Origin of the sequence: Nocardioides sp., assembly GCF_047606145.1 — a bacterium.
Classification (GTDB): domain Bacteria; phylum Actinomycetota; class Actinomycetes; order Propionibacteriales; family Nocardioidaceae; genus Nocardioides.
On the sequence record NZ_JASGET010000060.1, the window covers coordinates 1 to 25799 of the forward strand.

Consider the following 25799-nt stretch of genomic DNA (forward strand, 5'->3'; position numbering starts at 1 on the left):
CGCACGGCTGCTGCGCACCCGGCCCGGGGTGGTCGACCAGGCCGGCCTGGACGCCGGCGCCCGGGCGGCGAACCTGGCCGGCTCGATGAGCTGTCCGAGCCCGGGACTGCGGCGGCTCGCCCGGGTGTTGGACGGGTCGGCGGCGTCGGTGATCGTCTGCGACGACGTCCTCACCACCGGCTCGACCGCGCGGGAGGCGCAGCGGGCACTGCAGGCGGTCGGCCTGCGGGTGGTGGCGGTCGCCACCGTGGCCGCCACCCGCAGACGCTCGCCGGGCCCCGGCTCATCGCCCGGCTCGTCCGTCCTGCGGGGACGGCCGGACCGGTCCTCGTGGCCGGTTCCCCTTTCGTCGTCGCCTGCGGGGAACTAACGTCTGTGTATGGAGTCCGTCCGGGTCCGTGGTTGCGCCGCTCGCGCGGCCCGGCTCGGGGTGCGCGAGCGGCTAGCCGATGCCAGTCGCAGGCGAAACGGTCCACGTAAGTTCCCCTCCGAGGAGTCGATCCCCGGGCGGGAGCGATCACGGTGCGGCTTAGTGGTAAGTCCTGCCTCGGCGCCCGCGTCAGATGCGCGGGCCGCTCGGGAGAAGGTCGGTAGTGGCAACAAGCTGCGGAAGCCTCAGCAGGCGATTGTGGGGTCGAAGACCAGGTCGGCCGGACGGACTCCACCTCGCGCGTCCGCGCACCCATTCGGGGGTGGCGCGGCCGGAGGGATCAGCGGATCCCTCGTGACCCATCAGCGCGGCATCAGCCGCACAACGCTGTGGAGGTATCGATGGAAGTTGTCGTCACGACTCGCAACTGCGAAGTCTCCGACAGGTATCGCGACCACGTCGCCGAGAAGCTGAGTCGGCTCGAGAAGCACGACCATCGCATCATCCGGATGCATGTGGAGGTCTCCCACCGGACCAACTCCCGGCAGCCCAAGGGCGCCGTCCGGCTCGAGCTCACCGCCTTCACCAAGGGCCCGGTGGTGCGCGCCGAGGCGTGCGCCGAGGACAAGATGGCGGCGCTCGACCTGGCGCTGGACAAGATGGCGGCACAGATGCGCCGGGCCGCCGACCGCCGCCGGGTGCACCGCGGCCGACGTACGCCGGTCTCGGTGGGACAGGCGCTGTCCGAGGTGCCGGTGGACGGGGCGGAGGCCACCGAGGACGGGACGCCGGTCGAGCACCAGGTCGGCCCGATCACGGTGACCGGCGAGGGCCCGCTGGTGGTGCGGGAGAAGACCCACACCGCGGCCCCGATGACGCTCGACCAGGCGCTGTACGAGATGGAGCTGGTCGGCCACGACTTCTACCTCTTCCTCGACAAGGAGTCCGAGCGGCCCAGCGTCGTCTACCGCCGCCGGGGGTACGACTACGGCGTGATCGCGCTCGATCGCGCGGAGTGAGCCGGACGCCGGCCGGCTCCGAGTGCGGCCGCCATCGGCCTCGCCCGGAGCCCGGTCGGCCCGGTCGGTGCGGCGTCCACGCCACCGCCGGGGGCGCCGCACCACCGGCGGGCCGTGTCATGATGCCGCAATGAGTGCGACGAGCGACGAGCCGGTGCGCGTGGTGGTCGTGGACGACCAGGAGCTCTTCCGGCAGGGCCTGGTGATGCTGCTGGGACACGAGTCCGGCATCGAGGTGATCGGCGAGGCCTCGGACGGCGACGAGGGCCTCGAGTTGGCGCTCGGCAGTGCCCCGGACGTCGTCCTGCTCGACGTCCGGATGCCACGTCGCGGCGGCCTGGAGGCGTGCAGCGCGATCAAGCAGTCGGTGCCCAGCGCCAAGATCCTGATGCTGACCGTCTCCGACGAGGAGGCCGACCTCTACGAGGCGGTGAAGTCCGGGGCGTCGGGCTACCTGCTCAAGGACTCCTCGATCGACCAGGTCGCGCAGGCGATCCGGGTGGTCGCCGACGGGCAGTCGCTGATCAGCCCGGCGATGGCGATCAAGCTGATCGACGAGTTCAAGGAGCTCTCCCGCGCCGGGCGCTCGGTCTCCGGCCTGCGACTGACCGACCGCGAGCTGGACGTGCTGCGGCTGGTCGCGCGGGGGATGAACAACCGCGAGATCGCCAAGGAGCTGTTCATCTCCGAGAACACCGTGAAGAACCACGTGCGCAACATCTTGGAGAAGCTCCAGCTGCACTCCCGGATGGAGGCCGTCATGTACGCCGTCCGGGAGAAGCTGCTCGATCTGCCCTGATCGTTCGACCCCGTTCGACCCCGTTCGACCCCGTTCGACCCGCGTGACCCGGACGACGGTCTCGGGCGCGGCGCTGTCCATCTGGTGACGCCGGTGTAGGCCGATGAGGCGCCAGGGTGCACTCTTGAAGGGTGGCACGCACTCTTCGCTCAGCAACCTCGACCCAGGGTCGCAACATGGCCGGCGCTCGCGCGCTGTGGCGTGCGACCGGAATGACCGACTCCGACTTCGGCAAGCCGATCGTCGCGATCGCGAACTCGTTCACCGAGTTCGTCCCCGGACACGTCCACCTGCGCAACCTCGGCAAGCTGGTCGCCGACTCGGTGAGTGAGGCAGGTGCGGTCGCCAAGGAGTTCAACACCATCGCCGTGGACGACGGCATCGCGATGGGCCATGGCGGCATGCTCTACTCCCTGCCCAGCCGGGAGCTGATCGCCGACGCGGTGGAGTACATGGTCAACGCGCACTGCGCCGACGCCCTGGTGTGCATCTCGAACTGCGACAAGATCACCCCGGGCATGCTGCTGGCCTCGCTGCGGCTCAACATCCCGACCGTGTTCGTCTCCGGCGGGCCGATGGAGGCCGGCAAGACCCAGGCGATCGAGGGAGTGGTCCACCCCAAGCTCGACCTGATCGACGCGATGATCGCCTCGGCGAACGAGGCCGTCACCGACGAGCAGCTCGACACGATCGAGCGCTCGGCCTGTCCGACCTGCGGCTCGTGCTCGGGGATGTTCACCGCCAACTCGATGAACTGCCTCACCGAGGCGATCGGCCTCTCCCTGCCCGGCAACGGCTCGACGCTGGCCACCCACGCGGCCCGCAGGCAGCTCTTCGTCCGGGCCGGCCGCACGGTGGTCGACCTGGCCTCGCGCTACTACGGCGAGGAGGACGACTCGGTGCTGCCGCGGGCGATCGCCTCGCGCAGCGCCTTCGAGAACGCCTTCGCGCTCGACGTGGCGATGGGCGGCTCCACCAACACGGTGCTGCACCTGCTGGCCGCGGCGCGGGAGGCGGAGCTGGACTTCTCGGTCGCCGACATCGACGCGATCTCGCGCCGGGTGCCGTGCCTGTCCAAGGTGGCGCCGAACACGCCGAAGTACCACATGGAGGACGTGCACCGAGCCGGTGGCATCCCGGCGATCCTGGGCGAGCTGAACCGTGCCGGCCTGCTCAACACCGACGTGCACACCGTGCACAGCCGCGACGTCGAGAGCTGGCTCGGCGAGTGGGACATCCGCAGCGGCACAGCGTCCGAGCAGGCGCTGGAGCTCTTCCGCGCCGCCCCGGGCGGCGTACGCACCACCGAGCCGTTCTCCACCGACAACGTCTGGTCCTCCCTCGACACCGACGCCGCGGACGGCTGCATCCGCGACGTCGAGCACGCCTACACCGTCGACGGTGGCCTGGCGATCCTGACCGGCAACCTCGCGCCGGACGGCTGCGTGGTCAAGACCGCGGGCGTCCCGGAGGAGGTGTGGACCTTCGCCGGCACGGCGAAGGTCTTCGAGTCCCAGGAGGCGGCGGTCGAGGGCATCCTGGGCGGCCGGATCGAGGCCGGCGACGTGGTGGTGATCCGCTACGAGGGACCCAAGGGCGGTCCCGGGATGCAGGAGATGCTCTATCCGACCTCGTTCCTCAAGGGCCGGGGGCTGGGGCAGAAGTGCGCGCTGATCACCGACGGCCGGTTCTCCGGCGGGACCAGCGGACTCTCCATCGGGCACATCTCGCCGGAGGCCGCCGGGGGCGGCCTGATCGCCCTGGTCGAGGACGGCGACCAGATCAGCATCGACATCCCGCGCCGGCGGCTGCAGCTCGAGGTCGACGAGATGGTGCTCGCCGAGCGGCGCGCCGCCCAGGAGAAGCGCGAGCGGCCCTACACCCCACTCGGTCGCGACCGGGTGGTCTCGGGGGCGCTGCGGGCCTATGCCTCGATGGCGACCGCCGCCTCGGACGGCGCCTACCGCCGGGTGCCCGAGTAGGGCCGAGCGGACTCGCCGATTCCGGACACCGACCGTCCGGAATCGGCCGTAGGCTGCGATCCGTGGAGTCACTCAGCCTCGCCCAGGCCCGTCGCATCGCGCTCGCCGCCCAGGGGTTCGCCGACCGGCCCCATGCCGCCGTGACGATGCGGACCCTGGATCGCACCCTGGACCGCACCGGGGTCCTCCAGGTCGACAGCGTCAACGTCTTGCAGCGCGCGCACTACATGCCGCTGTACTCCCGGATGGGCCCGTACGACGTCCGCCTCCTGCACCGGGCCAGCGCTCGGCCGGTCCGCACCCGCCGGCTGGTGGAGTACTGGGCGCACGTGCAGGCGCTGATGCCGGTCGAGCTGTGGCCGGCGATGCAGTTCCGGATGCAGCACTATCGGGAGCAGAACTACGGCTGGTGGCGCGACGTCGACCATCAGCTCAAGGAGAAGCTCTTCGCCGAGGTCGCCGAGCGCGGTGCGCTGCCCGCGAGCGCGTTCGCGGAGGAGCAGCCGCGGATCCGTGAGCACTGGGGCTGGAACTGGTCGGCGGCGCGCAAGGCGCTCGACATCCTCTACCGCACCGGTGAGCTGGCCATCGCCGGTCGCACCTCCGCCTTCGAGGTGGTCTACGACCTGCCGGAGCGGGTGATCCCGCGCGAGCATCTCCAGGCGCCGGCGCTGAGCCGGGCCGAGGCTCACCTCGAGCTGGTCCGCCGGGCGGCGCGCAGCCACGGCGTGGCCACCGCCAAGGACCTCGCCGACTACTACCGGCTCAAGGTCGCCGAGGTGACCCTGGCCGCGCACGAGCTGGTGGCGGCGGGGGAGCTGCAACGGGTCCGGGTGGAGGGTTGGTCGCGGCCGGCGTACCTGCACCGTGCCGCGCGCCTGCCGCGCCGGATCCACGCCCGGGCGGTGCTGAGCCCGTTCGACCCGGTGGTCTGGCACCGCGAGCGCACGGAGGCACTGTTCGACTTCTTCTACCGCATCGAGATCTACACCCCGGCGCACAAGCGGGTGCACGGCTACTACGTGCTGCCGTTCCTGCTCGGCGACCGGCTGGCCGCCCGGGTGGATCTCAAGGCCGACCGGGCCGCCGGCGTGCTGTGGGTCAAGGGCGCCTACGCCGAGCGACCGGCGCGGCCGGGTGCCGGCTCCGGCGACCTGCCGGCCGAGCTCGCCGCGGAGCTCGCCCGACTCGCCGGCTGGCTCGGCCTGGACCGGATCGAGGTCGAGCCACGCGGCGATCTCGCGCCGGCGCTCTCGGCCGAGCTCCGGCACCGTTCGCCCGAGGCGGTCCCGGCTGGATCCGATGGGTAGAGTGGGCGCGCTACCCGTCTGCAGCTAGTAGGAGCCCATCGAAGTGGCCATTATCGACAAGATCCTCCGTATCGGTGAGGGCAAGACCCTGCGCCAGCTCGAAGGCATCGCGAAGGCCGTCAACGCGATCGAAGACGACTTCGTCGCGATGTCGGACGAAGAGCTGCAGGGCATGACCGACGATCTGCGTCAGCGCCACGAGGACGGCGAGTCCCTCGACGAGCTGATGCCGGAGGCGTTCGCCGTCGTACGAGAGGCTTCCAAGCGAGTCATCGGGCAGCGGCACTACGACGTGCAGATCATGGGTGGCGCGGCGCTGCATCTGGGCAACATCGCCGAGATGAAGACCGGTGAGGGCAAGACCCTGGTCTCCACCCTGCCGGCGTACCTCAACGCACTCGCCGGCAAGGGCGTCCACATCGTCACCGTCAACGACTACCTGGCCAAGTTCCAGTCCGAGATGATGGGCCGCATCCACCACTTCCTCGGGTTGAGCGTGGGCGTGATCCTGCCGGAGATGACGCCGGCCGAGCGTCGCGAGGCCTACAACTGCGACATCACCTACGCCACCAACAACGAGCTCGGCTTCGACTACCTGCGCGACAACATGGCCGGGTCGGTCGACGACCTGGTCCAGCGCGGTCACTACTTCGCGATCGTCGACGAGGTCGACTCGATCCTCATCGACGAGGCGCGCACGCCGCTGATCATCTCCGGGCCGACCGAGGACGATGTGAAGTGGTACGACGAGTTCGCCAAGATCGCGCGCACCCTGACCAAGGACGTCGACTACGAGGTCGACGAGAAGAAGCGCACCATCGCGGTCCTCGAGCCCGGCATCACCAAGGTGGAGGACCACCTCGGGATCGACAACCTCTACGACTCGGTGAACACGCCGCTGATCTCGTTCATGAACAACTCGATCAAGGCCAAGGAGCTGTTCCGTCGCGACAAGGAGTACGTCGTCGCGGACGGCGAGGTGCTCATCGTCGACGAGCACACCGGCCGCATGCTGGCCGGGCGCCGGTACAACGACGGTCTGCACCAGGCCATCGAGGCGAAGGAGAGCGTCGAGGTCCGCGAGGAGTACCAGACGCTGGCCACGATCACGCTGCAGAACTACTTCCGGATGTACGACAAGCTCTCCGGGATGACCGGTACGGCGATGACCGAGGCGAGCGAGTTCGACAAGATCTACGAGCTCGGCGTGGTGCAGATCCCGACCAACAAGCCGATGATCCGCAAGGACCAGCCGGACCTGGTCTACCGCACCGAGGAGGCCAAGTACGAGGCGGTCGTCGACGACATCGCCGACCGCAACGCCAAGGGCCAGCCGGTGCTGGTCGGCACGGTCTCGGTGGAGAAGTCGGAGTACCTCTCCAACCTGCTCAAGCGCGAGGGCGTCCCGCACACCGTGCTGAACGCGAAGTACCACGCCGACGAGGCCAAGATCGTCGCGCTCGCCGGTCACAAGGGCGCCGTCACGGTCGCGACCAACATGGCCGGTCGAGGCACCGACATCATGCTGGGCGGGTCGGTCGAGTTCCTCGCCGACCAGGAGCTGCGCAAGAAGGGCCTGGAGCCGACCGGCGAGACCGCGGACGACTACGAGGCCGCCTGGGGCGAGACGGTGGAGCGGCTCAAGGACCAGGTCCAGGCCGAGCACGAGGAGGTCACCGAGCTCGGCGGACTCTACGTGGTGGGCACCGAGCGGCACGAGTCCCGCCGCATCGACAACCAGCTGCGCGGTCGTTCCGGCCGTCAGGGAGACCCGGGCGAGTCGCGGTTCTACCTCTCGTTGCAGGACGAGCTGATGCGGCTGTTCAAGTCCGACTGGGTCGACCGCATCCTGGTGATGCTCAAGATCCCCGACGACGTCCCGATCGAGAACAAGCGGGTCACCAACGCCATCGCGAACGCCCAGACACAGGTCGAGGCGCAGAACTTCGAGTCACGCAAGAACGTGCTCAAGTACGACGACGTGATGGACCGCCAGCGCAAGGTCATCTACGCCGAGCGGCGCGAGGTACTGGAGGGGGCGGACCTGGAGAAGCAGGTTCGCGGCTTCCTCGACGACGTCGTCGCCGGGGTGGTCGGCAGCGCCACCCAGGAGTACGCCGAGGAGTGGGACCTCGACCAGCTGTGGACCGAGATGCGCCAGATCTGGCCGGTCGAGCTCGAGTCCGAGACCCTGGTCGAGGAGGTCGGCGGCGAGAAGTCGAACCTCGACCGGGACGAGGTCATCGCCGCGCTGCAGGAGGACGCCCAGACGGCGTACGACCGGCGTGAGGAGGAGGTGGGCGAGGAGGTCATGCGCGAGCTCGAGCGTCAGGTCGTCCTCTCCGTGCTCGACCGCAAGTGGCGCGAGCACCTCTACGAGATGGACTACCTGCGCGAGGGCATCGGGCTACGGGCCTACTCCCAGCGTGACCCGTTGGTCGAGTACCAGCGCGAGGGCTTCGACATGTTCACCGGCATGATGGAGGGCATCAAGGAGGAGTCGGTCGGCTTCCTGTTCAACCTGGAGGTCCAGGTCGAGGGCGAGCCGGAGCCCGACGTGGCCCTCGACGTCGACGGTGCCGGCCTGGAGGAGATCTCGGCTGCGCTGAAGACCGCCGGGCCCGCCTCGCCGCAGATCCACGCCAAGGGCCTGGACCGGCCGAGCTCGCCGCAGAACCTCTCCTACTCCGGTCCCGACGAGCAGGGCGAGGCCGAGTCCCGCGGCACCGGCGAGGTCGAGGACGAGTACGCCGGGGTGGGCCGTAACCAGAAGTGTCCGTGTGGCTCGGGGAAGAAGTTCAAGCAGTGCCACGGGCGGGCCGGGGGACCGACGGGGCTCACCACCCGCGTCAACGGCTGACCCCCCAGCGTCGCTCGGCGGAGCGTCCGCGGCGTTGTCGCCGGTCGCCGGTCGCTACGGCGCTGCGCGCCGTGGCTCCCTCGCTCGGCACACGTACGCGAGCAAGCTCGGCACGCGGCCTCGCTCAGTCGCCTCCGCTCCCAGACCGGCTTCCCTCCTCCGCCGACCGCGCTTCGCGCGGTTGCTTCCTCGCTCGGCACACGCGATCGAGCAAGCTCGACACGCGGCCTCGCTCGGTCGCATTGCGGCCGCACGCGCCGAGCGACGCTGGGTTCCTGGGGAAACGTCGACGGCGTTGTCGTCGGTCGCCGGTCGCTACGGCGCTGCGCGCCGTGGCTCCCTCGCTCGGCACACGTACGCGAGCAAGCTCGGCCGCGGCCTCGCTCAGTCGCCTACGCTCCCAGACCGGCTTCCCTCCTCCGCCGACCGCGCTTCGCGCGGCCGCTCCTGTCGGTCGATCGGGAGCACCAGCGAGCCCTCTCCGTCGGTCGAGTAGCGAGCGTCAGCGAGCGTATCGAGACCTGCCCGGGCCCACTCGACCGACGGTGTGGGACTTCCTCAGTGGGCCACCGGGCGCGGGGTGACGGTGTCCAGGGCGGCTAGGTCGTCGCCGTCCAGGGCGATGTCGGCCACCGCGAGGTTCTCCTCCAGGTGTGCCACCGAGCTGGTGCCGGGGATCAGCAGCAGCCGGTCGTACTGGGCGAGCAGCCAGGCCAGCGCCACCTGGGTCGCGCTGACGCCGTGCTTGGCCGCGACCCGGCTCACCTGCGGGTCGGCGGCCAGCGCGGCCGGACCGCCGGTGAAGGCCGAGCCCAGCGGGAAGTAGGGCACGTAGGAGACCTGGTGCTCTCGACACAGCTCCAGCGTCGGCGCGTCGCTGCGGTCCAGGATGCTGAACGGGTTCTGCACCTCGCCGATGCCGACCGTCTCGATGGCGGTCCGGACGCTGTCGAGACCGACGTTGGAGACGCCGATCAGGTCGATCTTGCCGGCCTCGCGCAGGTCGGCGAGTACGCCGAGCTGGTCGGCCAGCGGCACCTCGTCGGAGCCGGGGAAGTCGATCTCGTAGCGACGCAGGTTCACCAGGTCGAGCCGCTCGATGCCGAGGGCACGCAGGTTCGCCTCGACCTGCTCCCGCAGTCGCTCGGGCGCCCCCGCCGGCACCCAGCCGCCGTCGGCGTCCCGGGTCGCGCCGACCTTGGTGACCAGTCGCAGCGTCTCGGGATAGGGGTGCAGCGCCTCGCGAATGAGGTCGTTGACGATGTCGGGGCCGTAGAACTGGGCGGTGTCGATGTGGTCGACGCCCAGCTCGATCGCTCGTCGTAGCACCGCGCGAGCGGCGTCCGGGTCGGCCGGCGGACCGAAGACACCGGGTCCGGCGAGCTGCATCGCGCCGAAGCCGATCCTGCGGACCGGCTTGTCGCCGAGGAAGGAGGAGGTGGAGATCGTCATGCCTCCACTCTGCGCCATCGACGTAACAGGGCCGCCGCGGGGGTCAGGAACACACCCCGGCGGCCTCGGCGGCGGCGTCGGCCGTCGAGGTGGCGGTGGCACTGGCCGAGGAGCTGGCCGAGGAGCTGGGCGAGGAGCTGGGCGTCGTACTCGCCGAGGAGCTGGCCGAGGAGCTGGCCGACGCGGATGCCGAGGACTTGCCGCTCGAGGAGCTGCCGGCCGTGATCGAGCCGGATGCGAAGCGCTTGCTGAGCGGCTTGTCGTTGCGCACCTCCCGCATCAGCGTGCGGTAGGCCGGCCGCAGTCCGACGTTCGGGTAGCCGTCGCTGCCCTCGGGATAGAGGAAGTTCGGCACCGTGATGAACCGGATGTCGGTGAGGTCGACGTGCTTGAGCTCGGTGGCGAGCTTGACCAGCTTGCTCGCGCTGGCCAGGTCCGGGCTGGTGGTGATCGAGTCGGTGAGCGCGTTGGCGAACTTGTACAGCCGGTCGGGCCGGGTCAGCGTGCCGGCGGAGACCACCTTGTTGATCATCGCCGCGATGAACGCCTGCTGGCGCTTCATCCGGCCGATGTCGGTGCCGTCGCCGACATGGCGGAGGCGGACGTAGGCGAGCGCTCGGGTGCCGTTGAGATGGACCGACTTGCCGGGTTTGAAGTCGACGTGCAGATAGGTGGGATCGTCGAGCTCCTTGGCGATGCAGATGTTGACCCCGCCGATCGCGTCGACCATGTCCTTGAACCCGCCGAAGTCGACGGTGACGTAGCCGTCGACGTACACCTTGAAGGTGGACTCGACCTGCTCGGCGGTGCAGTCCGCACCGCCGGCGGCGAAGGCCTCGTTCCACTTCAGCAGGTTGCCGGTGACGCGCGCGGCGCTCTTGGTGCACTTGATCGGCTTGACCAGCAGGTCACGCGGGATGGAGATGCCGTACGCCGACTTCCGGTCGGCCGCGATGTGCAGCAGGATCGTCGTGTCGGAGAGCCCGCCGCCGGCCTCGGCATCGACCTTGCAGCCCTTGCAGTCGCGGGTGTCGGTGCCCAGGATCAGGAGGTTGAGCGCCTCCTTCGGCGCGCTCGTCGACTTCTGCACGTTGTGGTCGATGCTCGCACCGGACTTGATGTTGCCGTCCAGGTGACGGTAGGCGAAGAAGACCCCGAGGCCGGTCACCAGAGCGAGGATCAGGTCGGTGACGAGGATGGCCCGCAGCACGGTGCGCCGATCGTGCCCCGCGCGGTGGCCGGAGGAACTCATGCTCGGCATACTCGCAGGTCGAACCAACCGGAATCGCGTTTTCGCGGCATCATCGGCCCCGTGTCGCCCGCGGACTGGTCTCCTGCCGTGTCCGATTTCCGCCAGTAGGTGTCCGATCCGCCGGGCATGATGGGGGCATGGCCTTCGATCTCGACACCGATGCGTGCTACCGGGCGACGGCGTCCCGGGACCGTCGGTTCGACGGCGTCTTCTACATCGCGGTGCGCACCACCGGCATCTACTGCCGACCGTCCTGCCCGGCCCGGACGCCCGCCCTCGCGAACGTGACCTTCCACCGCACCGCGGCCGCCGCCCAGTCGGCCGGTTACCGCGCGTGCAAGCGCTGCCAGCCCGACGCGACGCCGGGCAGTCCCGAGTGGGATGTGGCCGCCGACCTGGCCGGCCGGGCGATGCGGCTGATCGCGGACGGCGTGGTGGATCGCGACGGGGTGGACGGACTCGCTCGCCGGGTCGGCTACTCGCCGCGGCATCTGACCCGGCTGCTGACCGCGGAGCTCGGCGCCGGTCCGTTGGCGCTCGCCCGTGCCCGGCGTGCGCAGACCGCGCGCACGCTCGTCGAGACGACCGACCTGGGGTTCGCCGACATCGCGTTCGCGGCCGGCTTCGCCAGCGTCCGGCAGTTCAACGACACCGTGCGTGAGGTGTACGCCACCACGCCGACCGAGCTGCGCCACCGCCGGCGCGGCCCGGCTCCGCGGACCGACGGCACGCTCTGCCTGCGATTGGCGGTGCGTACGCCGTTCGCCGGCCGGAGCCTGCATCGGTTCCTCGCCAGCCATGCGGTGCCGGCGCTCGAGCTGAGCAGCGACCAGCTCGATGGATCGAGCCAGGCCGACCGATGGTTCGCGCGCACCCTCGACCTGCCGCGCGGGCCGGGCGTCGTACGGCTCGAGCTCAAGGATCTGCCGCAGGACGGCGAGACCGGCTTCGTCCGGGCGACGTTCCGGCTCGCCGACCTGCGCGACACCGCCGTCGCGGTGGAACGGGCCCGCCGGATGATCGACGCCGACTGTGACCCGTCCGCCATCGCGGTCGCGTTCGCCGACGACCCGGTGCTCGGGCCGCTCGCCGCCGCCCGGCCGGGACTGCGGCTGCCGGGCACGCCGGACGGCTTCGAGCTGGCGGTGCGCACCATGGTCGGTCAGCAGGTCAGCGTCGCCGGTGCCCGCACCGTGCTGGGCCGGATCGTCGCCGAGCACGGCATCGGGTTCCAGGCCGGGACCGCCGGCCTGGACCGGCTCTTCCCGACCGCCGACCGGCTCGCCGCACTCGACCCGGAGAGCCTGCCGATGCCGCGGGCCAGGGCGCGCGGCATCATCGGCCTGGCCGGTGCCGTCGCGGACGGTGAGCTGGTGCTCGACCGCGGGGCCGACCGGGACGAGACCCGGAGGCTGATGCTGGCACTGCCCGGGATCGGCCCGTGGACCGCCGACTACGTGGCGCTGCGCGCGCTCGGCCACCCGGACGTCTTCCTCCCCGGCGACCTGGCGATCCGCAGGGCGCTGGCGGCCGGCCCGGGGACACCCGATCCCGCTCGCTGGCGACCGTGGCGCTCCTACGCCCTGATGCATCTGTGGAGCAGCCTCGAGCCCCGGCGTACCGCTGCGAGACCTCTGAACGACCCGAGCTGAAGGAGCTCCTCATGTGGACAATCATCGAGACACCGGTCGGCACGCTACGGCTGGTCGAGCACCATGGCGCGATCAGCGCCATCGAGTTCCCGCCCCATCCGAGCGCCGACGGCCGCCCGCGCGGGGAGCGTGACGACGCGCATCCGGTGCTGGTCGAATGTGCCCGACAGCTGGCGGAGTACTTCGCCGGTGAGCGCACCGCATTCGACCTCCCGCTCGCGCCGGTCGGCACCGCGTTCCAGCAGCGCGTCTGGCGTGAGCTGCAGCAGGTCGGCTACGGCCGCACCGCGACGTACGGCGAGCTGGCCGGCCGGCTGGGCCTGACCGGCCACGGTGCTCGGGCGGTCGGGCTGGCCAACGGTCGCAACCCGATCCCGATCGTGATCGGCTGTCACCGGATCATCGGCGCCGATGGGTCGCTGACCGGGTACGCCGGCGGGATCGAGCGCAAGCAGCGGCTCCTGGACCTGGAGTCCGGCTCCCTGTTTTGAGTCGGGCCGTCTTGAGTCGGGCCGTCTTGAGTCGGGCCGTCTTGAGTCGGGCATGGGGGCGCCATCGGGGGCACGAGGGACGGCTCGTCAGTGCACCTCCGGTAGCCGCGTAGGCGGCGATGGACGCAGGAGCGAACCGGGAGAGCCCACGTGCGTCGGCTCGATGGGCGCTCTCTAGGCCGCCCCCACGCCAGCCGTCTGGCTCTGCTCGGCGTCCTGAGGAGCCCCATTTGGCTCTGCTCGGCGGGGTGGAGGGCGCCATGTGCCTCTGGTCAGCCGTCGGCGGCGGCGCGGCGCAACGACTCCGAGAGTCGCTCCGCCGCGGCGAGCACGGCCGGCGCGTGCATCTTGCCGGGCTGCCGGGTGAGGCGCTCCAGCGGCCCGGAGACGGACACCGCGGCGATCACCTTGCCACCGGGGGAGCGGACCGGGGCGGAGACCGAGGCGACGCCCGCCTCGCGCTCGCCGATCGACTGCGCCCAGCCGCGACGGCGGATGCCGGAGAGCGCGGCCGCGGAGTAGGCGGCGTTCTGCAGGCCGCGGTGCATCCGCTCGGGGTCCTCCCAGGCCAGCAGCACCTGGGCGGCCGATCCGGCGCGCATGGTCAGCTGGGAGCCGACCGGGATGGTGTCGCGCAGTCCGGCGGGCCGTTCGGCGGCGGCGACGCACACCCGGTACTCGCCCTGACGACGCCACAGCTGGGCCGACTCTCCGGTGATGTCGCGCAACCGGGCGAGCACCGGGCCGGCGGTGGCCAGCAACCGGTCCTCGCCGGCGGCGGCGGACAGCTCGGCCAGCCGCGGACCGAGGACGAAGCGTCCCTGCATGTCGCGGGCCACCAGGCGGTGGTGCTCCAGCGCGACTGCGAGACGATGGGCAGTGGGTCGGGCCAGACCGGTGCCGGCGACGAGTCCGGCCAGGGTGGCCGGCCCGGACTCGAGCGCCGTCAGAACCAGGGCGGCCTTGTCCAGCACGCCGACTCCACTAGATGTGTCCATATGGCAAGACTAGCGTCTCATAAACTGGGATGCAACGGCTACAGTGGTGAGGTACCGAGGAACATGCTCGCCTCATCGCCGAGGCGGCGCGGCGCGATGGAGATGGAGGACCCGATGGGCAGGACACTGTCGGAGAAGGTATGGGACGAGCATGTCGTCCGATCGAGCGAGGGCGAGCCGGATCTGCTCTACATCGATCTCCATCTGCTGCACGAGGTGACCAGTCCGCAGGCGTTCGACGGGCTGCGCCTGGCCGGTCGACCGGTGCGGCGCCCCGATCTGACGCTGGCCACCGAGGACCACAACATCCCCACCCTGGACTGGGACAAGCCGATCGCCGACCCGGTCAGCCGGACCCAGGTCGAGACGCTGCGCAAGAACGCCGAGGAGTTCGGCGTACGGCTCCATCCGCTCGGCGACATCGACCAGGGCATCGTGCACGTGGTCGGCCCGCAACTGGGCCTGACCCAGCCCGGCATGACGATCGTGTGCGGTGACTCGCACACCAGCACGCACGGTGCGTTCGGCTCGATCGCGTTCGGCATCGGCACCTCCGAGGTCGAGCACGTACTGGCCACCCAGACCCTGCCGCAGGCCAAGCCCAAGACGATGGCGGTCACCGTCGACGGCACCCTGCCCGAGGGCATCAGCGCCAAGGACCTGATCCTGACCCTGATCTCCAAGACCGGCACCGGCGGCGGCCAGGGCTACATCGTGGAGTACCGCGGCGAGGCCATCCGCGCCCTCTCCATGGAAGCCCGGATGACCATCTGCAACATGAGCATCGAGTGGGGTGCCAAGGCCGGCCTGATCGCGCCCGACCAGACCACCTTCGACTACATCGAGGGTCGTCCCGAGGCGCCCACCGGCGCGGACTGGGACGCCGCGGTGGCGCACTGGCGGACCCTGGTCACCGACGAGGACGCCACCTTCGACGCCGAGATCGTGCTCGACGCCGCCGAGATCACGCCGTTCGTCACCTGGGGCACCAACCCGGGCCAGGGCGTCCCGCTCGGCTCAGCCGTGCCGAGCCCGGACGACTTCGACGACGCCCAGGACAAGATCGCCGCCCAGAAGGCGCTCGTCTACATGGGCCTGGAGGCCGGTACGCCGATGCGCGAGATCAAGGTGGACACGGTGTTCCTCGGCTCCTGCACGAACGGCCGGATCGAGGACCTGCGCACCGCCGCCGCGATCATCAAGGGGCACCAGGTCGATCCGGACACCCGCTTCCTGGTCGTGCCGGGCTCGGCCCGGGTGCGGCTGCAGGCCGAGGACGAGGGCCTGGACCTGATCTTCAAGGAGGCTGGTGCGGAATGGCGTGGGGCCGGCTGCTCGATGTGTCTGGGGATGAACCCGGACACGCTCAGCCCGGGGGAGCGCAGCGCGTCGACCTCCAACCGCAACTTCGAGGGACGCCAGGGCAAGGGCGGTCGCACCCACCTGGTCTCGCCGGAGGTCGCGGCCGCGACCGCCGTACGCGGCACCCTCTCCTCGCCCGCCGACCTGCAGCCCGCGGCCGTCTGAGGCCGCAACCAGCCGTCAAGGAGACGTGATGGACAAGTTCACCACCCACACCGGCGTCGGCATCCCGCTGCGCCGCAGCAACGTCGACACCGACCAGATCATCCCGGCCGTCTACCTCAAGCGGGTCACCCGCACCGGCTTCGAGGACGGGCTCTTCGCCGCCTGGCGCGGGGACGACTCCTTCGTGCTCAACAACGAGGCGTACGCCGGCGCGTCGGTGCTGGTCGCCGGCCCGGACTTCGGCACCGGCTCCTCGCGCGAGCATGCCGTCTGGGCGCTGATGGACTACGGCTTCCGGGTCGTCATCAGCCCGCGTTTCGGCGACATCTTCCGCGGCAACTCCGGCAAGGCGGGCCTGCTCGCCGCCCAGGTCGACGAGAAGGTCGTGCAGCGGCTCTGGGACTACCTCGACGACAACCCGGGCGCCTCGATCACCGTCGACCTCACTTCGCGCACGGTCCGTGCCGGGGAGGGCGTCGACGCGATCGAGGACTCCTTCGACATCGACGACTACACCCGCTGGCGGCTGCTCGAGGGGTACGACGACGTCAGCCTGACCCTCACCCACGCCGAGGAGATCTCCGCCTTCGAGGCGACCCGGCCGACGTGGAAGCCGGTCACCCTCCACGGCTGAGGCCGTCGCGGTCGCGAGACGCAGCGGACACCGCGCCGTACGCCGGGCGGTAGCCTGCAGCCGTGGGTAAGTACCGGAAGCTGAAGCAGCGCCGTGGCTGGGCCTGGGGCCTCGCCGTCGCCGTCGTCAAACCGACCCTGTTGGCCACCACCACCCAGGAGTGGGAGGGCGCGGAGAAGATCCCCGCGGAGGGTGGCTGCATCCTGGCCCTCAACCACGTCTCCCACATCGACCCGCTGACCGCGGCCCACATCACCTGGGACTACGGGCGGCAGTCGCGCTACCTGGCCAAGGCGAGCCTGTTCAAGAACCGGGTGGCCAGCTACTTCCTCCGGTCGGCCGGCCAGATCCCGGTCGACCGCGCCGCCGGGGTCGGTGCGCTCGACGAGGCGATCGCCGCGGTCCGGGCCGGCGAGCTGGTGGTGGTCTACGTGGAGGGCTCCATCACCAAGGATCCCGAGGGCTGGCCGATGACGCCCAAGACCGGCGCCGCCAGGATCGCGCTCGCCACCGGCTGTCCGGTGATCCCGGTCGGTCAGTGGGGTGCCCAGAAGCTGCTGCCGGCCTACTCGGCCAAGCCGAACCTCAAGGGCCGCAAGCCGATCAGGATGAAGGTGGGTGACCCGGTCGACCTCGCCGACCTGGCCGCCGTCGAGCAGACCCCCGCGGTGATCAACGAGGCCACGGCCAGGATCATGTCGGCCATCGTGGCGCTGGTCGGTGACGTCCGCGGCGAGACCCCGCCCACCGAGCTGTTCGACCCGCGCAAGGCCGGGCTGAGCTCCACCGGCAACCCGAAGAAGCAGCAGAGGAAGGAGAGGTGACGGGCGCTGGGCTCGGCAAGGTCGCGGTCTTCGGGGCCGGCTCCTGGGGGACCGCCTTCTCCGTCGTGCTCGCCGATGCCGGCAACGAGGTCACGATGTGGGCCCGGCGCGAGGAGCTCGCCGCAGCGATCACCGAGCGGCACGAGAACCCCGACTACCACCCCGGCGTGCGGTTGGCGGAGACGATCACCGCGACCCACGACGTGGAGGAGGCGGTGGCGGGGGCCGACGTGGTGGTGTTCGCCACCCCGTCGCAGACGCTGCGCGACAACCTGCTCGACTGGGCGCCGTACCTGCCCGAGGGCGCGCCGCTGGTCTCGCTGATGAAGGGTGTCGAGCTGGGCTCGCTGGAGCGGATGAGCGAGGTGATCGCGCACGTCACCGGCGCCGGTCCGGATCGGATCGCGGTGGTCAGCGGGCCCAACCTCTCGCCCGAGATCGTTCGGCGCGAGCCGGCCGCCGGCGTGGTGGCCTGCGCCGACGAGGAGGTCGCCAAGACGCTGCAGGCGCGGATGCACAGCGCCGCGTTCCGGCCCTACACCTCCACCGACGTGATCGGCTGCGAGCTGGGCGGTGCCTACAAGAACGTGGTGGCGATCGCGGTCGGGATGGCCGCCGGCCGGGGCTTCGGCGACAACTCCCGGGCCTCGGTGATCACCCGCGGCCTCGCCGAGACCGCTCGGCTGGCGATGAAGCTCGGCGCCAACCCGATCACCCTGATGGGGCTGGCCGGCCTGGGCGACCTGGTCGCCACCTGCTCCTCCCCGCTGTCGCGGAACCGTACCTTCGGCGAGCGACTCGGCCAGGGCCAGAGCACCGAGGAGATCGTCGGCTCCTCCCACCAGGTCGCCGAGGGTGCCAAGTCCTGCCGGCCGCTGCGCGAGCTCGCCGCCCGCAACGGCGTCGACGCGCCGCTGGCGGAGTACGTCGACGCGGTGGTCGCCGGGAAGATGACCGTCTCCGAGGTGCTCGACTCGATGCTCGAGCGGCCGACGAAGGCGGAGACGGAGTAGCTCCGGCCCCCGGCCGCTTCCTCGCGGTGGCGGAGCCGCCGGCCGCTTCAGCAAGGTATGCAGGTGAAGGGGCACTTCCCTCTCGGAGTTCCCACGGGGAAGTGGGCACTCGCCTGCATACCTAGACGAACGGGCCCGGCCCGCACCCGGGCAGGCGGGGGTCAGCCGGCGATCCGATCGAGTGCACCCGCCAGGTCGCGCCAGAGGTCCTCGACGTCCTCGATGCCCACCGAGAGCCTGATCAGGCCCTCCGGGATGGTCGTCGCCTCGGTCCGCCACCGCCGCCGACGCTCGAAGGTCGACTCGACCCCGCCGAGTGAGGTGGCGTGCGTCCACACCTCGGTGGAGCGGACCACCAGGTCGGCCGGGTCGGCACCGCCGGCCACCACGATCGCCACCATCGCGCCGAGCCCCGGATAGCGGACCTCGGTGAGGGCCGGGTGGTCCGAGAGCCGGCGGGCCAGTTCGGCGGCGTTGGCCGAGGCTCGTTCCACCCGCAGCGGCAGGGTGCGCAGCCCCCGCAGTGCCAGCCAGGCCTCGAACGCTCCGGGCACCGCACCGGTCAGGTCACGACGGCCCTTGAGGACGTCGTACAGCTCTGGGTCGGCGACGACGACGGCGCCCATCAGCAGGTCGGAGTGACCGGCGAGGTACTTCGTCGCCGAGTGCACGACGATGTCCGCCCCGAGCTCGAGCGGCCGCTGCAGGATCGGGGTGGCGAAGGTGTTGTCCACCACCACCCGCACCCCGGCCGCATGGGCCGCCTCGGCGATCGCCGCGATGTCGGCGACCTCCATGGCGGGGTTGGTGGGGGACTCGATCCAGACCAGTGCGGTCTCGTCGTCGATCGCCGCCGTCACCGCCGCGGTGTCGGAGATGTCGACCAACCTGGCGCGGAGCCGGCCCCGGGCCTCGAGATCGCCGAGCATCCCGACGGTGCCCTGGTAGGAGTGCCGGGCCGCGATCACGGTGCTGTCGGAGACCAGGTCGAGCACGGCGACGATCGCGGCCATCCCGCTGGCGAAGGCGAGCGCACGGCCACCCTCCAGGGCGCCGAGCGTCTCCTCGAACGCCGTCCAGGAGTCGTTCGCGTAGCGTCCGTACTCCTTGGCGCCGCCGGCCACATAGGTCGAGGCCATCGTGATCGGCACGTTGAGCGGCTGGTCGATGTCGTGGGGCGGCCGCCCGGCGTGGACGGCGACGGTGTGGGCGCGCAGGGGAGGGGTCTCGGCCATGGCGACAGGCTAGCCTCGGAGCCCAGCGGTCACCGGGTCCGAGCGCGTGTGCCGGACCCGGTGGCGCTAGGTTGCTGGCCATGACCGAGTGCCGCGGAGCCGTCGCATGATCGCCATGACGCTGACCGAGATCGCCGAGGTGACCGGCGGCGAGGTGGTCGGCGGCGAGGTGGTCGGCGACGGTGCCGTCGCGGTGAGTGCGCCGGTCGTCATCGACAGTCGCGAGGCCGTCCCCGGCAGCCTGTTCGCGGCCTTCCGCGGCGAGCACGTCGACGGGCACGAGTACGCCGTCCGGGCCGGTGCGCGAGGCGCGGTGGCGGTGATCGGCACCCGGCCGACCGAGCTGCCGACGGTGGTCGTCGCCGACGTGCAGCAGGCGCTGCACCGGCTGGCGAAACAGGTCGTCGCACGGGTGCGTGAGCGCGGCGACCTCACCGTGATCGCGCTCACCGGCTCCCAGGGCAAGACCTCCACGAAGGACCTGATCGCCGCCGTGCTCGCCCGGGTGGCCCCGACGGTGGCCACCCACGGCTCGTTCAACAACGAGCTCGGCATGCCACTGACCGCGCTGCGGGTCGAGCAGGACACCCGGTTCCTGGTGCTGGAGATGGGCGCCCGGGCTCGTGGCCACATCGCGGAGCTCACCGGCCTGGTCGCGCCGGACATCGCCGTCGTGCTCAACGTCGGCACCGCGCACCTCGACGGCTTCGGGTCCCGGGAGGCGATCGCCGAGGCGAAGGGCGAGCTCGTCGAGGCGGTGCGCCCCGGCGGGACGGCGGTGCTCAACGCCGACGACGACCGGGTGAGCGCGATGTCGGCGCGTACCGCCGAGCGCGTGCTGACCTTCGGCCACGTCGGACCGGGCCGCGTGGCCGACGTGCGCGTCGACGCACTCTCGCTGGACCGGCTCGGCCGGCCCGGCTTCGACCTGGTCACCGCTGACGCCACCGTGCCGGTGCGTCTCCGGCTGGTCGGCGCTCACCAGGCCACCAACGCCGCCGCGGCCGCCGGTGCGCTGCTGGCGGCGGGACTGGCGGCGCCGCAGATCGGCGAGGCGCTCGGCGCGATCACGAGCCTGTCGCACTGGCGGATGGAGCTGCACGAGCTGCCCGGCGGGGTGATCGTGCTCAACGACGCCTACAACGCCAATCCCGAGTCGATGCGCGCGGCCATCGACGCCCTCGCGGTGCTCGGCCGGGCCCGCGAGGTGAGCCGCACGATCGCCGTACTCGGGGAGATGCGGGAGCTCGGCGAGACGGCGTACGACGAGCACGTGGCGCTGGGCCGCTACCTGGTCGAGCGGGGCGTCGACCTGGTGGTGGTGGTCGGCGAGCCGACCCGCGGCATCGTCGACGGGGTGGGTCCGGAGGCCGTGTTCGTCCCCGACAACGCCGCCGCCGTCGCCTGGCTGGAGGAGCATCTCGGCGAGGGCGACGCGGTGCTGATCAAGGCCTCCAACGGGGCGCGCCTGTTCGAGGTCGCCGACGCGCTGACATAGCCTGGCCCATCATGGCCGATGCTTCTCCAGACCCTGCCCGGGACCCTGCCCGCTCCACCCCGCACCGCAAGATCCGGGTCGCCCTCCTGTTCGGCGGCCGCTCCGGAGAGCACTCGATCTCCTCGGCCACCGCGGCCGGTGTGCTGAAGGCGATCGACCGGGAGAAGTACGAGGTGGTCCCGATCGGCATCACCCGTGCGGGCCAGTGGGTGCTGGCCGCGGGCGACAGCGCCCGCTTCGAGATCGCCGGTGGCAACCTGCCCGAGGTGACGAGCGCGTCGGGCCGGTCGGTCGCGGGCCTGGGAGAGGTCGGCGACGTCGACGTGGTCTTCCCGCTGCTGCACGGCCCGTACGGCGAGGACGGGACCGTGCAGGGACTGCTCGAGCTGGCCGACCTGCCATACGTCGGCTGCGGCGTGCTGGCGTCCGCGGTCGGCATGGACAAGCACTACATGAAGCTCGTCCTGGCCGGTCACGGGCTTCCGGTCGGGCCCTATGTGGTGGTCGGTCCCCGCGACTGGGAGCAGCGCCCGAGCGAGGTCGTCGCCCGGGTGCAGGAGCTGCGGTTCCCGGTCTTCGTCAAGCCCGCCCGCGCCGGCTCCTCGCTCGGGGTGACCCGGGTGGACGACGTCTCCGGTCTCGCCGACGCGATCGAGGAGGCGCGCTTCCACGACCCGAAGGTGCTGGTGGAGCAGGGCATCGAGGGGCGCGAGATCGAGTGTGCGGTGCTCGGCGGCCGGGGAGGCGGGCCGGCACGCGCCTCGGTGCCGGGCGAGATCGTGGTGCAGACCGGCAGCCACGAGTTCTACGACTTCGACGCCAAGTACCTCGACGAGGGCCCGGTGCGGCTCGAGGCCCCGGCCGATCTGCCCGCCGAGATCAGCGAGCGGGTGCGCGAGCTCGCGGTCCGGGCCTTCGAGGCGATCGGCGGAGAGGGCATCTCACGGGTCGACGTCTTCGTGACCCCGGACGGTGAGGTCGTCGTCAACGAGATCAACACCATGCCCGGGTTCACCCCGGTCTCGATGTATCCCCGGATGTGGCAGGCCAGCGGGGTGAGCTATCCCGAGCTGATCGACGAGCTGATCCAGCTCGCCCTGGAGCGTCCCACCGGCCTGCGCTGACTCGGCTGACTCCGCACCCCCGGCGCACCGCTGTTGGGGCGTGTGGGTCTCGGCGGGCGCGGGCCCCGGCTGGTCTAGCGGGAGACGGCACCGCGCAGCAGGTCGAGCGCGACCGCGCCGAGCGACGTGCCGGCGGCGGCGCAGGCGAACGGGAAGACCGAGGTCTCGGTGGTGCCCGGCGTGATCGCCACCTCGAGGACCACGAACGACCCGTCGGGACCGAGGATGAAGTCGCTGCGGGAGACGTCGCGCAGCCCCAGCGTCCGGTGTGCCCGCAGGGCGGTCTCGCAGAGTCGCTCGTGCAGCTCGTTGGAGAGGTCGGGCACCTCGAGCCCGACGAACTCGGCGGTGTAGCGGGCCGCGAAGTCGAACTCGTGTCCCTTGGTGAAGTCGATGTGCACCGGCGGCAGCGCGGACAGCCCGTCGGGGGTCTCCCGCACCACGACGCTGACGTCGATGCCGGCGTAGAACCGTTCGATCAGCGCCTCCTCGCAGTAGGCGTAGGTCTCCACCAGCGCCGAGGGCAGCAGCGAGAGCCCGTCCACGCCGGTGACGCCCAGGGCGGAGCCGCCGCGGGCCGGCTTGACCACCACCCGTTCGCCGAGCCGGTCGATGACGTGCTCCATCAGCGCCGTCGCGCCGATGTCGCGGAAGGTCTGGGCCGACAGCCCGACGCTGTCCGGCACCGGCAGACCGGCCCGCCGCAGCAGCTCACGTGCCGCGCTCTTGTCGAAGGCCACCCGGCAGGCGCGCGAGGTGGAGCCGACGTACGGCATGTCGATCAGCTCCAGCAGCGTCTGGATCTCACCGTCCTCGCCGAACTGACCGTGCAGCGCCGGCAGCGTCGCCACCACCTTGTCCCGCTCCAGGTTGGCCAGCAGGCCGCGGTCGAAGTCGTACGACGCCACCTCGACGCCCTGGGCGCGCAGCTCACGCACCAGGTTGCGGCCGCTGGACAGTGAGACGTCGCGTTCGTGGCTGAGTCCGCCGGCGATGACCGCGACCGGACCGGGCAGGACTGCTTCGGTGCTCACGTCTCAGATGTGGACGACCGGGCAGGTCAGGGTGCGGGTGATGCCCTCCAGGGTCTGCACCTTGGCGACCACCAGCTTGCCAAGCTCGTCGACGTTGCGCGCCTCGGCTCGGACGATCACGTCGTAGGGGCCGGTGACGTCCTCGGCCAGTGTCACCCCGGTGATCTTGGCGATCTCGCCCGCCACCTCGGCGGCCTTGCCGACGTCGGTCTGGATGAGGATGTAGGCCTGGACGACCATCGCGCTCTCCTAGCTGTGCGGGGCTCATGCGGGTTGCCATCGTGGCACGGGTCGCCGCTCAACCTACCGTGCTGGTCGGCCACGTCCATAGGTGGACCCTGTGAGTGGATCCGACTGGCAGACACACGGGGCCGGCGGGTTGGATGGGGTCATGAGCAGCGCCATGCCGATCCAGCCCGGGACCACCGTCGCCGACCTGGGGGAGTTCGCCGTCGTCGCCGACCTGGTGACGCGCTTCCCGCAGGCGGATTCGGTCCTGGTCGGTCCCGGTGACGACGCCGCACTGGTCCGGATCCGGCAGGGGCACGTGGTGGTCTCCACCGACCTGCTGGTCGAGGGCAGGCACTTTCGCCGGGACTGGTCCGAGGCCGTCGACGTGGGACACCGCGCCGCCGCGCAGAACCTCTCCGACATCAACGCGATGGGCGGCACCGGGCACACCCTCACCCTCGGCCTGGGCGCGCCGGCCGACCTGCCGGTCTCCTGGATGCGGGGCTTCGCCGACGGCTTCGCCGCCGAGTGCGCCGAGGTCGGCGCGAGCGTGGTCGGCGGCGATCTGACCCGCGCCGACCAGATCGTGGTGGCCGTGACCGTGTTGGGTGCGGTCGCCCAGGCTCCGGTGCTGCGCTCGGGAGCCCGACCGGGCGACGTCCTCGCCCTGGCCGGACGGCAGGGCTGGTCCGCCGGAGGGCTCGCGGTGCTGGGCCGTGGCTTCCGATCGCCCCGGGTGCTGGTCGAGGCCTACCGTCGCCCGCAGCCGCCGTACGCCGCCGGTCCGGTCGCGGCGGCCGCCGGTGCCACCGCCATGATCGACGTCTCCGACGGCCTGCTCGCCGACGCGGCCCACCTGGCCGCCGACTCCGGCGTCGGCATCGACGTCCGGACCGCGGCGCTGGAGGTCCCCGAGCCGCTGCATGCGGTCGCCGCCGCCACCGGGGCGGATCCGCTCACCTTCGTGCTCGGCGGCGGCGAGGACCACTCGCTGCTCGCCACCTTCCCGCCCGGAGTCGAGCTGCCGGCGGGCTGGCGGGCCATCGGCGAGGTCGTCGCGGCACCGCAGGTCGCGGGGGAGGGCGGCGCGGGAGGGATCGGCGGGGGCGGGGCGGAGGCGCTGGTCACCGTGGACGGGGCGGCGTACGACGGCCCGACCGGGTGGACCCACTTCTGAGGTCGAGTGCCGGGGTCGAGCCCGGTTCGCGCCCGGGGACGAGGCGGACAGAGCAAAGGCCCCGGATCCGCCGATGCGGTCCGGGGCCTGCGGTGTGCGTCAGCGAGAGACCTTGCCGGCCTTCAGGCAGGAGGTGCACACGTTGAGACGCTTGGGGGTCCCGTTGACGACCGCGCGGACGCGCTGGATGTTCGGGTTGAAGCGACGCTTGGTGATCTTGCGGGACCACGGCCGGTTGTTGCCGAAGCCCGGCTTCTTGTCGCAGATGTCGCAGACGGCAGCCACCGTGAACTCCTGAAATCGCTGGTTGGATCGAGGTGCCCGACGCGGGGCAACCACAGCAGCGTAGCGGACCGCCGCCCGGCGGACGAAATCCACGCACCACCTCCGGGGTGCGGGCCGGGTAGTGTGGCCGAGCCGTCCAGGCGGGTGGTGCCGGGGTCGTGCGGCGTGCGGGACCCCGGCACACGTCGTCTAGCCTGGCAGGCGGACTCGGGTCCACCGATCCGGGCACGGGCGGGTGGGCACGTCACTCCCGGATGGTCATCCTCAAGGAGGTCAGGTGAGCACGTTCGACCTCGATGTCGTACGGCGATTCGCCGATCTGGCCACGGACGCGCTGGCCGAGCACCGCCAGGAGATCAACGCGCTCAACGTCTTCCCGGTCCCCGACGGCGACACCGGCACCAACCTCTATCTGACGATCGCGGCCGCGCGCGACGGGCTCACCTCGTCTGCCGCCGAGCTCGGCGGGGATGAAGGACAGGACAAGGGGCGGGACGAGGGGCGGGACGAGGACGCGGCCGGCGCGATGGCGGCCTTCGCCCGGGGCGCGCTGCTCGGCGCCCGGGGCAACTCGGGCGCGATCCTCGCCGAGATGATCGGAGCCCTGGTACGACGCCTGGCGACCGCCCCGCCCGAGGAGCCACGGGCCGCCGGGTTCGCCGCCGGGCTCCGGGCGGCGTCGGTCGCCGCCGTGGCCGCCGTCGGCGAGCCGCTGGAGGGCACCATGTTGACCGTGCTGTGCGCCGCGGCCGAGGCCGCCGAGCGGTCGGTGAGCATCGACCCCGCGGTGCACACCCGGGACGTCATCGGCGTTGCCGCCGCCGCCGCCCGGGAGGCGCTGGAGCACACCCCCGAGCAACTCGACGTGCTGCGCGTCGCCGGGGTCGTCGATGCCGGCGGGCGCGGGGTCTGCGTCATCCTCGATGCCTTCGACGCCGCGGTCAGCGGCCGTCTCCCGGCCGCGCCGTCCCGGCCGGCGAGGAGCGCCGAGCCGGTGGCCCCGTCCCGGCCGCCCGCGGACGCGGCCACGTC

At 71.4% G+C, this 25799-nt stretch carries 23 protein-coding genes; 16 read left to right on the forward strand and 7 right to left on the reverse strand.

Translation table 11 applies throughout. The features are described 5' to 3' along the window. From QM638_RS07545 to secA, 6 genes are all read left to right on the forward strand, one after another. On the forward strand, nt 1–370 hold a 370-nt coding region (locus tag QM638_RS07545), incomplete at its 5' end, for a ComF family protein (protein WP_415141340.1). Between the two features lie 401 nt (nt 371–771). Next, nucleotides 772–1389: a ribosome hibernation-promoting factor, HPF/YfiA family gene (hpf, locus tag QM638_RS07550; RefSeq protein WP_415141341.1), complete on the forward strand. Its 618-nt coding sequence runs from the start codon at nt 772–774 to the stop codon at nt 1387–1389. Between the two features lie 130 nt (nt 1390–1519). Beyond that, the gene (locus QM638_RS07555) at nt 1520–2188 is read left to right on the forward strand and encodes a response regulator (RefSeq protein ID WP_415141342.1); all 669 of its coding nucleotides are present in this window, start codon (nt 1520–1522) and stop codon (nt 2186–2188) included. A 131-nt stretch (nt 2189–2319) separates the two neighbouring features. Next, nucleotides 2320–4170: a dihydroxy-acid dehydratase gene (ilvD, locus tag QM638_RS07560; protein WP_415141343.1), complete on the forward strand. Its 1851-nt coding sequence runs from the start codon at nt 2320–2322 to the stop codon at nt 4168–4170. A 62-nt stretch (nt 4171–4232) separates the two neighbouring features. Next, the gene (locus tag QM638_RS07565; RefSeq protein ID WP_415141344.1) at nt 4233–5480 is read left to right on the forward strand and encodes a winged helix-turn-helix domain-containing protein; all 1248 of its coding nucleotides are present in this window, start codon (nt 4233–4235) and stop codon (nt 5478–5480) included. Between the two features lie 43 nt (nt 5481–5523). After that, the gene (gene secA, locus QM638_RS07570; protein WP_415141345.1) at nt 5524–8340 is read left to right on the forward strand and encodes a preprotein translocase subunit SecA; all 2817 of its coding nucleotides are present in this window, start codon (nt 5524–5526) and stop codon (nt 8338–8340) included. A gap of 558 nt (nt 8341–8898) precedes the next feature. On the opposite strand, the gene QM638_RS07575 is transcribed toward secA, so the two are convergent. Together QM638_RS07575 and QM638_RS07580 are read right to left on the reverse strand one after the other, a co-directional pair. Next, nucleotides 8899–9792, reverse strand: coding sequence for an aldo/keto reductase (locus QM638_RS07575; RefSeq protein WP_415141346.1), 894 nt, complete (start codon nt 9790–9792; stop codon nt 8899–8901). Nucleotides 9793–9835: 43 nt separating this feature from the next. Continuing rightward, nucleotides 9836–11044 carry an LCP family protein gene (locus QM638_RS07580; protein WP_415141347.1) on the reverse strand — a complete coding sequence of 403 codons (1209 nt, stop codon included), beginning with the start codon at nt 11042–11044 and terminating at the stop codon, nt 9836–9838. A 137-nt stretch (nt 11045–11181) separates the two neighbouring features. Here QM638_RS07580 and QM638_RS07585 point away from each other — a divergent pair, with 137 nt between their 5' ends. Further along, complete coding sequence (locus tag QM638_RS07585) at nt 11182–12696, forward strand: Ada metal-binding domain-containing protein (protein WP_415141348.1); 1515 nt, start codon at nt 11182–11184, stop codon at nt 12694–12696. 11 nt (nt 12697–12707) lie between these two features. After that, a complete protein-coding gene (locus QM638_RS07590) occupies nt 12708–13187 on the forward strand; it encodes a methylated-DNA--[protein]-cysteine S-methyltransferase (RefSeq protein ID WP_415141349.1) in 480 nt (159 codons plus the stop codon). Nucleotides 13188–13459: 272 nt separating this feature from the next. Here the strand turns inward: QM638_RS07590 and QM638_RS07595 are convergent, their stop codons facing one another. Further along, a complete protein-coding gene (locus QM638_RS07595; RefSeq protein ID WP_415141350.1) occupies nt 13460–14185 on the reverse strand; it encodes an IclR family transcriptional regulator in 726 nt (241 codons plus the stop codon). Nucleotides 14186–14299: 114 nt separating this feature from the next. Between QM638_RS07595 and leuC the strand changes: the two genes are divergently transcribed. The 4 genes from leuC (at nt 14300) to QM638_RS07615 (ending at nt 18183) form a co-directional block, all read left to right on the forward strand. Further along, nucleotides 14300–15712 (forward strand): 3-isopropylmalate dehydratase large subunit, encoded by a 1413-nt coding sequence (gene leuC / locus QM638_RS07600; RefSeq protein ID WP_415141351.1) that lies wholly within the window; start codon nt 14300–14302, stop codon nt 15710–15712. A 28-nt stretch (nt 15713–15740) separates the two neighbouring features. Beyond that, nucleotides 15741–16346, forward strand: coding sequence for a 3-isopropylmalate dehydratase small subunit (gene leuD / locus QM638_RS07605; protein WP_415141352.1), 606 nt, complete (start codon nt 15741–15743; stop codon nt 16344–16346). A gap of 62 nt (nt 16347–16408) precedes the next feature. After that, entirely contained in the window at nt 16409–17170 is a 762-nt protein-coding gene (locus tag QM638_RS07610; RefSeq protein WP_415141353.1) for a lysophospholipid acyltransferase family protein, read from the forward strand. Then, nucleotides 17167–18183 carry an NAD(P)H-dependent glycerol-3-phosphate dehydrogenase gene (locus tag QM638_RS07615; RefSeq protein ID WP_415141354.1) on the forward strand — a complete coding sequence of 339 codons (1017 nt, stop codon included), beginning with the start codon at nt 17167–17169 and terminating at the stop codon, nt 18181–18183. The genes QM638_RS07610 and QM638_RS07615 overlap by 4 nt, the downstream gene beginning before the upstream one ends. 161 nt (nt 18184–18344) lie before the next feature. Here QM638_RS07615 and QM638_RS07620 read toward each other — a convergent pair whose 3' ends face one another. After that, complete coding sequence (locus QM638_RS07620; protein WP_415141355.1) at nt 18345–19418, reverse strand: trans-sulfuration enzyme family protein; 1074 nt, start codon at nt 19416–19418, stop codon at nt 18345–18347. Between the two features lie 115 nt (nt 19419–19533). Between QM638_RS07620 and QM638_RS07625 the strand changes: the two genes are divergently transcribed. Both QM638_RS07625 and QM638_RS07630 read left to right on the forward strand, forming a co-directional pair. Then, nucleotides 19534–20916 (forward strand): UDP-N-acetylmuramoyl-tripeptide--D-alanyl-D-alanine ligase, encoded by a 1383-nt coding sequence (locus QM638_RS07625; RefSeq protein ID WP_415141356.1) that lies wholly within the window; start codon nt 19534–19536, stop codon nt 20914–20916. An 11-nt stretch (nt 20917–20927) separates the two neighbouring features. Then, nucleotides 20928–22040: a D-alanine--D-alanine ligase family protein gene (locus tag QM638_RS07630; protein WP_415141357.1), complete on the forward strand. Its 1113-nt coding sequence runs from the start codon at nt 20928–20930 to the stop codon at nt 22038–22040. Between the two features lie 74 nt (nt 22041–22114). Here QM638_RS07630 and QM638_RS07635 read toward each other — a convergent pair whose 3' ends face one another. Both QM638_RS07635 and QM638_RS07640 read right to left on the reverse strand, forming a co-directional pair. Continuing rightward, the gene (locus tag QM638_RS07635; protein ID WP_415141358.1) at nt 22115–23074 is read right to left on the reverse strand and encodes a D-alanine--D-alanine ligase family protein; all 960 of its coding nucleotides are present in this window, start codon (nt 23072–23074) and stop codon (nt 22115–22117) included. Between the two features lie 3 nt (nt 23075–23077). Next, on the reverse strand, nt 23078–23314 hold the full coding sequence (locus tag QM638_RS07640; protein WP_415141359.1) for an Lrp/AsnC family transcriptional regulator: 237 nt from the start codon (nt 23312–23314) through the stop codon (nt 23078–23080). A 151-nt stretch (nt 23315–23465) separates the two neighbouring features. On the opposite strand from QM638_RS07640, the gene QM638_RS07645 reads away from it, so the two are divergent. Beyond that, nucleotides 23466–24482, forward strand: coding sequence for a thiamine-phosphate kinase (locus tag QM638_RS07645; protein ID WP_415141360.1), 1017 nt, complete (start codon nt 23466–23468; stop codon nt 24480–24482). Between the two features lie 99 nt (nt 24483–24581). On the opposite strand, the gene rpmB is transcribed toward QM638_RS07645, so the two are convergent. Continuing rightward, nucleotides 24582–24767, reverse strand: coding sequence for a 50S ribosomal protein L28 (gene rpmB / locus QM638_RS07650; RefSeq protein WP_415141361.1), 186 nt, complete (start codon nt 24765–24767; stop codon nt 24582–24584). Between the two features lie 319 nt (nt 24768–25086). On the opposite strand from rpmB, the gene QM638_RS07655 reads away from it, so the two are divergent. Further along, the coding region (locus QM638_RS07655) for a DAK2 domain-containing protein (RefSeq protein WP_415141362.1) at nt 25087–25799 on the forward strand (713 nt) is incomplete at its 3' end.

Excerpts from the sequence above, each read along its gene's own strand:
- hpf (WP_415141341.1), top strand. The coding sequence starts at position 772 with ATGGAAGTTGTCGTCACGACTCGCAACTGCGAAGTCTCCGACAGGTAT.
- QM638_RS07555 (WP_415141342.1), top strand. The coding sequence starts at position 1,520 with ATGAGTGCGACGAGCGACGAGCCGGTGCGCGTGGTGGTCGTGGACGAC.
- QM638_RS07575 (WP_415141346.1), bottom strand. The coding sequence starts at position 9,792 with ATGACGATCTCCACCTCCTCCTTCCTCGGCGACAAGCCGGTCCGCAGG.
- QM638_RS07580 (WP_415141347.1), bottom strand. The coding sequence starts at position 11,044 with ATGAGTTCCTCCGGCCACCGCGCGGGGCACGATCGGCGCACCGTGCTG.
- QM638_RS07585 (WP_415141348.1), top strand. The coding sequence starts at position 11,182 with ATGGCCTTCGATCTCGACACCGATGCGTGCTACCGGGCGACGGCGTCC.
- QM638_RS07590 (WP_415141349.1), top strand. The coding sequence starts at position 12,708 with ATGTGGACAATCATCGAGACACCGGTCGGCACGCTACGGCTGGTCGAG.
- QM638_RS07595 (WP_415141350.1), bottom strand. The coding sequence starts at position 14,185 with ATGGACACATCTAGTGGAGTCGGCGTGCTGGACAAGGCCGCCCTGGTT.
- leuC (WP_415141351.1), top strand. The coding sequence starts at position 14,300 with ATGGGCAGGACACTGTCGGAGAAGGTATGGGACGAGCATGTCGTCCGA.
- leuD (WP_415141352.1), top strand. The coding sequence starts at position 15,741 with ATGGACAAGTTCACCACCCACACCGGCGTCGGCATCCCGCTGCGCCGC.
- QM638_RS07620 (WP_415141355.1), bottom strand. The coding sequence starts at position 19,418 with ATGGCCGAGACCCCTCCCCTGCGCGCCCACACCGTCGCCGTCCACGCC.
- QM638_RS07625 (WP_415141356.1), top strand. The coding sequence starts at position 19,534 with ATGACGCTGACCGAGATCGCCGAGGTGACCGGCGGCGAGGTGGTCGGC.
- QM638_RS07630 (WP_415141357.1), top strand. The coding sequence starts at position 20,928 with ATGGCCGATGCTTCTCCAGACCCTGCCCGGGACCCTGCCCGCTCCACC.
- QM638_RS07640 (WP_415141359.1), bottom strand. The coding sequence starts at position 23,314 with ATGGTCGTCCAGGCCTACATCCTCATCCAGACCGACGTCGGCAAGGCC.
- QM638_RS07645 (WP_415141360.1), top strand. The coding sequence starts at position 23,466 with ATGAGCAGCGCCATGCCGATCCAGCCCGGGACCACCGTCGCCGACCTG.